At 65.3% G+C, this 11,742-nt stretch carries 8 protein-coding genes and 1 pseudogene; 5 read left to right on the top strand and 4 right to left on the bottom strand.

All coding sequences use genetic code 11. The annotated features are described in order from the left end of the window. From EN781_RS12245 to EN781_RS12235, 3 genes are all read left to right on the top strand, one after another. The coding region (locus EN781_RS12245) for a HAMP domain-containing sensor histidine kinase (RefSeq protein WP_145965489.1) at positions 1–513 on the top strand (513 nt) is incomplete at its 5' end. After that, positions 513–3,479: a bifunctional [glutamine synthetase] adenylyltransferase/[glutamine synthetase]-adenylyl-L-tyrosine phosphorylase gene (locus EN781_RS12240; protein WP_189347504.1), complete on the top strand. Its 2,967-nt coding sequence runs from the start codon at positions 513–515 to the stop codon at positions 3,477–3,479. The genes EN781_RS12245 and EN781_RS12240, both read left to right, overlap by 1 nt. A gap of 146 nt (positions 3,480–3,625) precedes the next feature. Then, complete coding sequence (locus EN781_RS12235) at positions 3,626–4,096, top strand: hypothetical protein (RefSeq protein ID WP_126055756.1); 471 nt, start codon at positions 3,626–3,628, stop codon at positions 4,094–4,096. Positions 4,097–4,201: 105 nt separating this feature from the next. Here EN781_RS12235 and EN781_RS12230 read toward each other — a convergent pair whose 3' ends face one another. Together EN781_RS12230 and pepN are read right to left on the bottom strand one after the other, a co-directional pair. After that, entirely contained in the window at positions 4,202–6,523 is a 2,322-nt protein-coding gene (locus EN781_RS12230) for a PAS domain-containing sensor histidine kinase (protein WP_127400023.1), read from the bottom strand. 168 nt (positions 6,524–6,691) lie between these two features. Beyond that, positions 6,692–9,337: an aminopeptidase N gene (gene pepN / locus EN781_RS12225; protein ID WP_126055755.1), complete on the bottom strand. Its 2,646-nt coding sequence runs from the start codon at positions 9,335–9,337 to the stop codon at positions 6,692–6,694. A gap of 154 nt (positions 9,338–9,491) precedes the next feature. Between pepN and EN781_RS12220 the strand changes: the two genes are divergently transcribed. Beyond that, the gene (locus EN781_RS12220) at positions 9,492–9,671 is read left to right on the top strand and encodes a hypothetical protein (RefSeq protein ID WP_126055754.1); all 180 of its coding nucleotides are present in this window, start codon (positions 9,492–9,494) and stop codon (positions 9,669–9,671) included. Next, complete coding sequence (locus EN781_RS12215) at positions 9,668–10,645, top strand: DMT family transporter (protein ID WP_126055753.1); 978 nt, start codon at positions 9,668–9,670, stop codon at positions 10,643–10,645. The genes EN781_RS12220 and EN781_RS12215 overlap by 4 nt, the downstream gene beginning before the upstream one ends. Here the strand turns inward: EN781_RS12215 and EN781_RS12210 are convergent, their stop codons facing one another. Both EN781_RS12210 and EN781_RS12205 read right to left on the bottom strand, forming a co-directional pair. Continuing rightward, positions 10,646–11,458 carry a helix-turn-helix transcriptional regulator gene (locus EN781_RS12210; protein ID WP_126055752.1) on the bottom strand — a complete coding sequence of 271 codons (813 nt, stop codon included), beginning with the start codon at positions 11,456–11,458 and terminating at the stop codon, positions 10,646–10,648. An 85-nt stretch (positions 11,459–11,543) separates the two neighbouring features. After that, positions 11,544–11,742 (bottom strand): annotated as a pseudogene (locus EN781_RS12205) (uracil-DNA glycosylase); the annotation flags it as partial.

The raw sequence follows: 11,742 nt of genomic DNA, 5'->3' as shown, positions 1-11,742 counted from the left end.
ATCCTGATGATCTCCAGGCTGGAGGCCGGCTATTCCTCGGAGACCACCAGCCGGGTCGATCTCGCGGCAGCGGTCCGCGATGTCGTCGAGCTCTACGAGCCGGTGGCCGAAGAGGCCGGCGTCATCCTCGAGACCTCCGCGCCGCAGGCTTTTGCCGTCGACGGCAATCGCGAATTGATCGGCCAGGCGCTGTCCAACATCGTCGACAACGCGATCAAATATTCGGCCGACTCGACCGGTCAGCCCACAGTGCGCGTGGCGCTGGAGCGTGTCGGCCACGAAATCCGGCTCACCGTTTCCGACAATGGCCAGGGCATCCCCGATGATGCCGACCGCGCCAGGGTGACCGAGCGCTTCGTTAGGCTGGAGAAGAGCCGGTCGCAGCCGGGGTCGGGCCTGGGTCTCAGCCTCGCCAAGGCGATCATGCCTTTCCACAAGGGCAAGCTTGATCTTCTGCCCGCCGATCCCGGATTGTCCGTTATCATGAGTTTTCCCGCACGGGAGGACCACTGATGGCGGAGAAGATGGCCAAGAAGGCAGCGGAAACCGAATTGCAGTTGCGGCCGGCGATGGCGCTTCTGCCCCTGGACAAGGGGCGTGCCAGGCGGGAGTTGTCGGAGATCGCTGCCGCGGCCGGGGAAGAAGATCTGCCGCGGCTGGTCGAATTTCTCTCTGGCAAGGGGCAGCAGCAGGACCTGCTCGCCGCCATCTCCGACCTGTCGCCATTCCTGCGCGATACGGCGCGCCGGCGGCCGGCCATTCTTGACGCGCTGTTCGACCAGACCGTCGAGGCTAGGCTCAGCGACATAGGCGATGCGATCGCCCTTTCGGCACGCGCCGAGGCGGTCACCGAAAATGGCCTGATGATGGATCTCAGGCTGTTGAAGGCCGAGGCGCATTTCCTGATCGCGCTCGCCGATCTCGCAGGCGAGGCCGAGACGTCGCTGACGGTGCGCCGCCTCAGCGACCTGGCCGATGCCTGTACCCGCGCCGCCGTCGATTTCCTGCTGCGCGACGCGCACGAGCAGGGCAAGCTCAGGCTGCCGGATCCCGAAGATCCGGCGCGCCAGTCGGGCTGGGTACTGCTCGGCATGGGCAAGCTCGGCGCGCATGAGCTGAATTTTTCCTCCGACATCGACCTCGTCGTCTTCTTTGATCCGGCCGCGCCGGCGATTGTCGATCCGCTGGACGCGACGGAACTGTTCGCGCGCCTCACCCGCCGGCTGGTGCGGATCCTGCAGGACCGCACCGAGCACGGCTATGTCTTTCGTACCGATCTGAGGCTGCGGCCAGATCCCGGCTCGACGCCGCTGGCGATACCAGTCGAGGCGGCGCTTCACTATTACGAGGGGCGTGGCCAGAACTGGGAACGCGCCGCCATGATCAAGGGGCGCCCCGTGGCCGGCGATCTTGCCGCAGGCGCCGCCTTCCTCAAGGAATTGCAGCCCTATGTCTGGCGCAAATACATGGACTATGCGGCGATCGCCGACGTCCATTCGATCAAGCGCCAGATCCATGCCCACAAGGGCCATGGCGAGATCGCGGTCAAGGGCCACAACGTCAAGCTCGGCCGTGGCGGCATCCGCGAGATCGAGTTCTTCGTTCAGACCCAGCAACTGATCGCCGGCGGCCGCTTCCCGGAACTGCGTGGCCGTGAGACGGTGCCGATGCTCGGCCAGCTTGCCGCGCGCGGCTGGATCACCGCCGACGCGCGTGATGCGCTCGCCCGGCAATACTGGTTCCTGCGCAGCGTCGAGCACGCCATCCAGATGGTCGCGGACGAGCAGACGCATGTCCTGCCCGATAGCGACGAGGGGCTGCTGCGTATCGCCCTGATGCTCGGCTTTGCCGGAGAGGCGGAGTTCGCCGAGGCCTTCCGGGCCTCGCTGCAGCAGGTCGAGCGTCACTACGCGGCGCTGTTCGAGACCGCGCCGGAGCTTTCGGCCGGCGTCGGCAACCTGGTCTTCACCGGAGACGTCGACGATCCCGACACGCTGCAGACTTTGCACCGTCTCGGCTTCCATCGGCCGAGCGACATTTGCCGCGTCATTCGCGGCTGGCATTTCGGCCGCTACCGCGTCACCCAGTCGGCCGAAGCGCGCGAGCGGCTGACGGAATTGACGCCGGCGCTGCTCAAGGCCTTCGGCCAGACGCGCCGCGCCGACGAGGCGGTGATGCGTTTCGACGAGTTCCTCGCCGGCCTGCCCGCCGGCATCCAGCTCTTCTCGCTGCTCCAATCCAACCCCGCCTTGCTGCAGTTGATGGCGACCATCATGGGCGCCGCTCCCAGGCTCTCCGCCATCATCACGCGCCGGCCGCATGTCTTCGACGGCCTGCTCGATCCGGCGCTGCTCAGTGAACTGCCCGACCGCGCCTACCTGTCGGCGCGGCTGGCCGCCTTCATCGAAGGCGACCGCGCCTATGAGGACGTGCTCGACCGCTTGCGCATCTTTGCCTCGGAGCAGAAATTCCTGATCGGTGTGCGGTTGCTCGCCGGCTCGATCGATCCGACCCGTGCCGGCCGCGCCTTTTCCGATCTCGCCGATCTCACAATCGAGGCGGCATTGCAGGCGGTCAGCGCCGAGTTCGCAATGCGCCACGGCCGGATCGCAGGGGGGAGGGTGGCGTTGCTCGGCATGGGCAAGCTCGGCAGCCGCGAACTCACCGCCGGCTCCGACGTCGACCTCATCCTGCTATACGACCACGACGCGGATGCCGAGGAATCCGACGGCGAAAAGCCGCTGGCGCCTTCTCACTACTATACCCGCATGACGCAGCGCCTGATTGCCGCCGTTTCGGCGCCGACGGCGGAGGGAGTGCTCTACGAGCTCGACCTTCGCCTGCGCCCCTCCGGCAACAAGGGGCCGGTCGCCACTCATGTCGATGCTTTCAAGAAGTACCAGCGCCACGATGCCTGGACCTGGGAGCACATGGCGCTGGCGAGGGCCCGCACCATCGGCGGCGACGCGGCACTGTGCGCCGAGGTGGAAACAGAGGTGGCCGCGATCTTGGCCCTGCCGCGCGATGCCGCCAAGGTGATGGCCGATGCATCCGAGATGCGCGCCATGATCGAGAAGGAAAAGCCGCCGCGCGATCCCTGGGACATCAAGCTGATCCCCGGCGGCCTGATCGACCTCGAGTTCATCGCTCAGGTTGCGGTGCTCACCGGCCATGTCGCGGCCGGCCGCAGGGTGACGGCGACGGCCGACATCCTGGCAAGGCTGGCGCCCGACTTCGCCGGCGCCGATGTCAGGCAGCAGCTGTGCGATGCCTACGCGCTCTATCTGGCGCTGACCCAGATGATCAGGCTTTGCCTCACCGGTGAGATCCAGCGCGACGACGTGCCACCGGGGCTTTCAGATCTGCTTCTGGCGGTGACTGACGTGCCGGATTTCGCTGTTCTTGAAGCACATCTCAAGGAGACGTCGCCAAAGGTCAGACAGGATTTCGACCTTTTGCTGCGTGCGAAAAAATCATGATGGGCGGATGAACCTCAAGGCGGGAGCGTTGGAGCCGATGCGGAGAAAATCCGATGCTTAAACAAGGAGATAGGATGGCGGCCTGAATCTGATTGAGGAGGTTGCCGTCCTGGCATCGGGGGTGACGATGCAACAGGAGAAGACCAATGAGAAAGTCAACCAAGCTTGCCCTTGCTTTCGCAGCCCTTGCCGGCGCCGTCGGCACGACGGCCTATGCCGAAAATAACGCCAGCGCCAATATGCGTGACAACTTGATGTTACGCCTCGGCAAGGCGATGAAGGACTCTGACGGCCCCATCACCTTCGACCAGTTCTCTGACGCCATGGACTCGCGCCTGAAAAAGATGGTTGCTCAAAATGGCGGCAGGCTCACCGTTGCCGAACTCGCCGACGCGCTGGAGAAGGCGCGCTTCGAGCGCATGGCTAGGCGCATCATCGAGCGCTACGACACCAGGGGCGACGGCACGCTGACCGCCGACGACATCACTGGCCGCGAGAAGAAGCTGTTCGCCTTGCTGGACAAGAACAATGACGGCAAGATCGAAAAGGGCGAGCTGCCGAAGGGCGGCCGCTTCGGACGTCATCGGCAGTGGAATGGCGGTGACGGCGTGCAGTGAAGCTGAATGATCCGGATCCGGTGGGCTATGCTGCCGGATTCTCGAAAAGGCCTCGTTACTTCGCGCTGTCCCGCTAGCGTTGCCGAGGATTCCTACGGAAATCAATCAAGCCGCCGCCTTCACCGAAGGCGGCGCCTTCTTGAGCGGGATTCGCACCGACACGATCGTGCCGACGCCTTCGGTCGAGCGGATCTTCAGCGCGCCGCCCTGCAGCTCGGCCAGCGAGCGCGAGATGGCCAGGCCGAGGCCCGAGCCTGCATGGTTCTTTGAGAACTGGTTCTGCACCTGCTCGAAGGGCCGGCCAAGCTTGCTCAGCGCCGCTTTGGGGATGCCGCAGCCATTGTCCTCGATGGTCAGCACCAAGGCTCCTGAAGCGCTGCGCGCCCGGACAGAGATGTGGCCGCCCTGGCCGGTGAACTTCACGGCGTTGGACAGAAGGTTTATGGCGATCTGCTTGATCGCGCGGCGATCGGCGAAGAGCCGCATCGAATCGGCGATGCGGGTCTCCACCGTGATCGATTTCTCCGCCGCCTGCAGCGAGATGACGCGCACCGTCTCCTTGATCAGCGGGCAGAGGTCGATCTCCTCGCGGTCCATCGAGAACTGGCCGGCCTCGATCTTCGACATGTCGAGTATGTCGTTGATGACGCCGAGCAGGTATTTGCCGCTGCCGTTGATGTCGGTGGCATATTCTTCGTAGCGCGGCGAGCCGAGCGGCCCGAACAGGCCTTGTTCCATCAGCTCGGAGAAGCCAATGATGGCGTTGAGCGGCGTGCGCAGTTCGTGCGACATGTTGGCCAGGAATTCGGACTTCGCGCGGTTGGCCGCCTCGGCGCGCTCGGTCTCCTTCATGTATTTGCGGTTAAGCTCGACCAGCTCCCTGGCGCGTTCTTCTTCCGCCCGGCGGGCCAGGCTGAGGTCGTGGATGGTCGCCATTAACCGCCGCTCGCTATCGACCAGCTTTTCCTGATGCAGCTTGATCTGGGTGATGTCGGAGCCGACCGAGACGGTGCCGCCGTCCCTTGTCCTCAGTTCGTTGACCTGCAGCCAGCGGCCGTCGGCAAGCTGCCGCTCGAAGGTCGAGCCGCCCTGTGGGCCATTGGCGTTGGCCAGCCTGCGCTCCGAGGCGAAGGCCAGCATGCGTTCCTCGAGCACGGCGCGCGTCGCGCCCGGCATCACGTCGCGGTCCGACAGGCCGTTGTCCTTCTGGAACTTTGAATTGCACATGATCAGCCGCTCGGCGGCGTCCCAAAGCACGAAGGATTCGTTGATGTTCTCGATCGCGGTCCGCAAGCGCAGGTCCGCCGCCTCCGAGCGCAGCGCCAGGTGCCTCTGCTCGGTGACGTCGACGGCGATCCCGATCAGCTGGATTTCCGGCGCCTCCGGGTCGATCACCTGCGCTCTCGCGCGCATCCACACCCATTGCCCGTCGGCGTGCCGCATGCGGAACACCTGGTCGATGTGGTCGATCTCGCGCTCGACAATGCGATTGGCGAGTTCGAACAGGTCGCCGTCCTCCGGGTGGATGATCTCGTCGACCTCGCCGAAGGACAGCATGCTGTCGCAGGGTTCGTAGCCCAGCATGTCGTACATCGAGCGCGACCAGTACATCTTGCCGCGCACCATGTCCCAGTCCCACAGGCCGCAGCGGCCGCGCACCAGCGCCATGTCGATGCGCTGATGCGCCTCGAGGTAGATGCGGTCGGCGGCCTGGGCGCGCGCTGCCTGGCCGAAATAGGCGTAGAGGATGATGATCAGCACCCCGGCCGTCAGCACAAACAGTGTGACGTTGAGCGAGACGGTCTTGCGCCAGTTGTCGAAGACCGCATCCCGAGGCACCAGCGCGGCGGCGGCGTTCTTGCGGTCGCTGGTCAGGCTCACCGCCCCATACCAGTCTTTTCCGTCGATGCTGATATCCATGACGCCGGCCCGCTCGCCGAACATGAACAGCGGCTGGCCGCCCTGGACCAGGCTGTCCAGCGCGCGTCCCTGCCAGCCGCTCGACAGCGGCGACACGGCGATGATCTTGAAGTTGCCGTCGGTGATGGCAAGCACGTGGCTGCGGCCCATGGCCCCCTGGCGACCGGCACTCTCCATCAGGTCAGGCGCGGTCACTGAAGCGGCGTTTGGATCGGCGCTGATCGCGCTCGCCATCTGAGCGGCCGCCAGCGAAAGGATCGCCTTGGCGTCGCGTTCGACCTCGTCGCGCTCGTTCATCAGCGACAGCACGCGCAGCGCCGCGATGACGATCAGGAAGATGATGATGAGGGCAGGGATCGAGCGCCGAAGCCACGGCTCGGCCGCCAGCAGCCGCCTATAGGCGGGTTCGGCGATCAGCCGGGTGTTGCCGGCAAGCCCGTCGGCCCGCGCCCTGCGACGCTCAAAAGCCTTCCCTCCGGGCGCGCCCCACGCGTCCGCCTTGGCCATAAATGGCTACTCCCCGAATTCCGTATGCTTGATGGTCCGGTTACGCCGCACGCCCGAATCGTCATTAAAGAATCAAAGGTGATTCGCCTTGTCCAGAGGCGCGGCCAAAAAAGATTAAAAGTTGATTGAAATTCGTCCTTTCCTCCCACAGGAAGAAAGGGAAAGCCCTTACGCCAAAGTCCGCTCGACGATATCCCTGAGATCGGCCGACAGCTTATCCGCGGCGGCCATCGCAAGCAGCGCCTCCCTGGCCTTGGCCTGGCGCTTCGGTTCCAGCGAGCGCCAGGAGCGCAGCGCCGTCGCCAGCCTTGCCGCCAGTTGGGGGTTGCGCTTCTCGACCTCGAGCACGGTCTCGGTAAAGAAGCGGTAGCCCTCGCCGTCGGCGCGGTGGAAGCCGGTCTGGTTGGCGCTGGAGAAGGTGCCGACCAGGGCGCGCACCCGGTTGGGATTGGCCATCGAGAAGGCAGGGTGACCGGTCAGCGCGCGCACCGCCTCGACGGTCCGCGGGCCGGGCACGCCGGCCTGGATCTGAAACCATTTGTCCATGACCAGCGCATCGCCGCCGTACTTCGCTTCGAAAGCGGCCAGCGCCTCGACCGCTTGACGCGAGCCGGCATGCCGATGCGCGAGCACGGTCAGTGCGGCGGCGCGATCGGTCATGTTGCTGGCGGAGCGGAAGTGACTGGCGGCGAGCGCGGCGCCTTCCGGCAGCAGCGCCAGATAGTCGAGCAGGATGTTGCGCATCGCGCGGCGTCCGGCGCTCGAGGCATTGGGGCTGAACGGCCCCTTGTCGGCAAGCCGTTCATAGAGGTCGGAGAAGCTATCGCGGTTCGGCTTGGCGATCGCCAGGGCCAGCGCCTCGCGTGCTGCGAAGATGGCGTCGGGGTCGATGCCCTTGCCGATGTCGCGGGCGATGTCGGCCTCGCTGGGGAGCGACAACGCCAGAGCCCGATAGGCCGGCTCCAGCGTCTCGTCGACGGCGATCTTGCCGGCAAGCTCGGCGAGTCGCGCCGTGAACACCGGCTCCGTGCCGCCGAGCACCTGGCGGAAGGTCGCTATCAGCGCGTCGGTCAGTAGCGTGTTGAAGGCCTGCCAGCGCGCGAAGCTGTCGCTGTCGTGGCCGGCAAGGAAGAACTGGTCGTCGGCTCTCTGTTCGACCGAGAGCGTGATTGGTGCCGAGAAGCCGCGGTTGAGCGACACCGCCGGGCGCTCGGCGACGCCGGTGAAGCGCACCAGATGGCGGCGCTTGCGGATATGGATGACGCCATCCTCGACCGTCGCACCCTCGACGGCGTCATAGGCGACCGGCTTGCCGCCGGCGCCGACCAGGCCGAAGGCCAGCGGAATGTGCATCAGCCGCTTGCGGCTCTCCGACGGTGTCGGCGGCACGGACTGCTCGATCTCCAGCGTGAATTCCTTTGTCCCCGCATTGTGCGAGGAGCTCACGGTCAGGTTCGGCGTTCCCGCCTGATGATACCACAGGGCGAATTGCGACAGGTCGCGTCCCGACGCATCCTCGAACGCCTTGAGAAAGTCCTCGATCGTCGCGGCCTCTCCGTCGTGGCGCTCGAAATAGAGGTTCATGCCGGCGCGGAACGCGCCGGCGCCGAGGATGGTGCGGATCATGCGCACCACTTCCGAACCCTTCTCGTAGACGGTCGCCGTGTAGAAATTGTTGATCTCGCGGTAGCGGCGCGGCCTGACCGGATGTGCCAGCGGGCCCTGATCCTCGGGGAACTGGTGGGCGCGCAGCGTGCGCACCTCGGCGATGCGCTTAACCGCCCGCGAGCGCTGGTCGGCGGAGAATTCATGGTCGCGGTAAACGGTGAGCCCTTCCTTCAGGCAGAGCTGGAACCAGTCGCGGCAAGTGATTCTGTTGCCTGTCCAATTGTGGAAATACTCATGCGCGATGATCGCCTCGATATTGGCGAAATCGGCATCGGTCGCGGTCTCCTCGTCGGCCAGCACATATTTGTCGTTGAAGATGTTGAGGCCCTTGTTCTCCATCGCGCCCATGTTGAAGTCGGAGACGGCGACGATGTTGAACACGTCGAGATCGTATTCGCGGCCGAAGGCGTCCTCGTCCCATTTCATCGAGCGCTTCAGCGCATCCATCGCATAGCCCGCCAGCCGCTCCTTGCCGGGCTCGACATAGATGCCGAGCTCAACCTTGCGGCCGGATAGGGTGGTGAAGCTGTCGGCCACCTTGCCGAGATTGCCCGCCACCAGCGCGAACAGGTAGGACGGCTTGGGGAAGGGATCGTGCCAGACCGCATAGTGCCAGCCATCGGCAACCGCGCCGGTTTCCACCGGGTTGCCGTTGGAGAGTAGCAGCGGCGCTTCTTCGCGCCGCGCCTCGATGCGCACTGTATAGACCGACAGGATGTCCGGCCGGTCGAGGAAATAAGTGATGCGCCGGAAGCCCTCGGCCTCGCATTGCGTGCAATAGACGTTGCTGGAGCGATAGAGTCCCATCAGCGCCTCGTTGCGCGCGGGCACGATCTCGGTTTCCAGGACAAGCTCGAAGCGGGAAGCGGCCGGCGGCTTCAGGATGGCGAGTTCGTCGGGCGTTGCCGCGTAGTCCGCCGGCTGAAGCTCGCGGCCGTCAATGGCGATGCCGATCAGCGTCAGCCCGTCGCCGTCGAGCACCAGCGGCGCTGACGCCGCGACGCCACCGCGGCGCTCGACTGTGAGCGTGGCGGTGACGCGGGTTGCCCCTGGCGAAAGGCGGAAAACGAGGCTGGTCTCCGGGATGAGATAGTCACTGGGGCGATAGTCTTCGAGCTTGAAGACCTGGCCGGTATCGGTGCGCATTCGGAAGGGTTTTCCTGTCCTTGCCGGCGCGGCAAACACGCCCCGCTGGTCCAAAAAAACGAAGTCCGCGCTCTTTACACGAAACGGTCACTCGACAAAACTGCGCCAATGCCTATTCGGGCATCCATTCCCCCACCGTCATCGCGAGGCATTCATGGGCGTGGTCACACCGAAACTCGCCATGGGCGCTTCCGTGTTGCGTCGCGAGGACCAGGCCTTCCTCAAGCGCGAAGGCCGCGGCGCGCTCCGCCGCGGGCACGGCATCAGCCACACCGGGATGCCGGCCACGCCGGCGCGCATCTGCGCGGCGATCCGGGACGCCGCGCCAAGGTGAGCGCCGAGGCGAGAGCTGAGCCGCAAGGCGACGGCGGACACGCCGGCCACCACAGCACGCTGCGGGGCATTGTGCTAAAGATCGTATCGGTGGCGGTCTTCGTCGGCATGCAGACTTGCATCAAGGCGGCCGGCGACGTGCCCGCCGGCCAGATCGTCTTCTTTCGCTCCTTCTTTGCCATCTTCCCGATCATCGCCTTCCTGGCATCCAAGCGACAGCTGGCCACCGCATTCGCCACGAAACGGCCGTTCAACCACGTCGCGCGCGGTATCGTCGGCGTCGGCGCCATGGGGCTCGGTTTCTTCGCGCTGACCAGGCTGCCGCTTCCCGAGGCGATCACGCTGAACTATGCCCAGCCCCTGCTGGTGGTGGTGTTCTCGTCGATCTTCCTTGGCGAAGCGATCCGTGTCTACCGCTGGAGCGCTGTCGCCATCGGTCTTGTCGGTGTGCTTCTCATCTCCTGGCCGAAGCTGACGCTGCTGCGCTCTGGCGCGGCGCTCGGTGACCAGGAGGTATTGGGGGTCATCGCCGCCTTCGCCGCGGCGGCGATCTCGGCCATCGCCATGCTCTTGGTCCGCAACCTCGTCCAGACCGAGAAGACGGCGACCATCGTGCTCTGGTTCTCGTCGACGGCGAGCGTGCTCTCCCTGCTGACATTGCCCTTCGGCTGGCAGCCGCTGACGCCGGTGCAGGCAGCCCTCCTGGTTGTCGCCGGCTTTTGCGGCGGGCTCGGCCAAATCCTGATGACGGCGGCCTACCGCCACGCCGAGGCCTCCGTCGTGGCGCCGTTCGAATACAGCTCGATGATCCTCGGCGTCGTGGTCGGCTATCTGGTGTTCGGCGATGTCGCGTCGCTCAACACGCTGGCCGGCGGTCTGATCGTGGTGGCGGCCGGCATCTTCATCATATGGCGCGAACGGCAACTTGGGCTTGAACGCACGCGAACGAGGAGGGCGACGCCGCCGCAGGGGTGATCAAGACCGCTCGGCACGCTCCTTCGCCAGCCGCACCAACGTCGACCGCGTCTGCTCGTCGGCCGGGAAAAAGGATTCGATCGCCAGTTCCGACAATGTGACATCGAGCGGTGTGCCGAAGACGGTGATCGTGCTGATGAAGGAGAGCACCTGATCGCCATGCGCGAGCCGGAGGGGGTGCACGATGCCGCTCGGCTCGATCTGGGCCGGCCGTCCGCTCTTCAGCCCGGAAGGATAGGCGCGCAACTCCTGTTCCAGCTCGATCAGCACGGGGTCGCCAATGGCGTCGTTCTGATGCCTCAGCCGTTCGAGCAGATGCGCGCGCCATTCGGCTAGGTTGACGATGCGCGGCGCAACGCCGCCGGGATGCAGGCTGAGCCGCAGCACATTGACCGGTGGCGCAAGCAGCGATGGTTCGGAAACATCGGCCAGGAATGGGCCGATCGCCGCATTGGCCGAGATAAGGTTCCAGTGCCGGTCCACGGCCAGCGCCGGAAAGGGCTCGTGGCCCCGGAGCACGGTTTCCACCGCCGCCATCGCCGGTGCCAGCGACGCATCGGAGAGCGGCTTCTCGCTGAAACTCGGCGCGAAACCCGCAGCGAGCAGCAGCTGGTTGCGCTGCCGCAGCGGGATTGAAAGCTGCTCGGCCAAGTGCAGCACCATCTCGCGCGAGGGCTGGGCCCGGCCGCTCTCGACGAAGGAGAGATGCCGCTGCGAGATCTCGGCCTCCATGGCAAGATCGAGCTGGCTCATGCGCCGGCGCGTGCGCCATTCGCGGATGAGGCTCCCGGCGGAGGTTTCGGATGTTGTCATGTGGGAAGGACTAAGGCGGCCAGGGGAGTAATTCAATTACCCCGGAGGTTATGGTGCCATCTCCCCCAAGGGGGGAAGGGGTGTTTCACTCCAACGCCTTCAGCTTCGCCTTCACCTCCAGAAAATCCCGCCAGGCCAGCTTCTTGTGCGCCGGCGTCCGCAACAGATAGGCCGGATGCAGCGTCGGCATGGCGGGAATGATGGTGCCGGACGCGGTCGTATGCGTGCGCCAGTTGCCGCGCAATCGAAGAATACCCTCGGTGGTGTTGAGCAAGGTCTTGGCC

The organism is Mesorhizobium sp. M4A.F.Ca.ET.090.04.2.1 (assembly GCF_003999085.1).
Classification (GTDB): domain Bacteria; phylum Pseudomonadota; class Alphaproteobacteria; order Rhizobiales; family Rhizobiaceae; genus Mesorhizobium.
The sequence above is the reverse complement of the archived record's forward strand: the minus strand, read 5'-3'. Positions and strand labels throughout refer to the sequence as shown.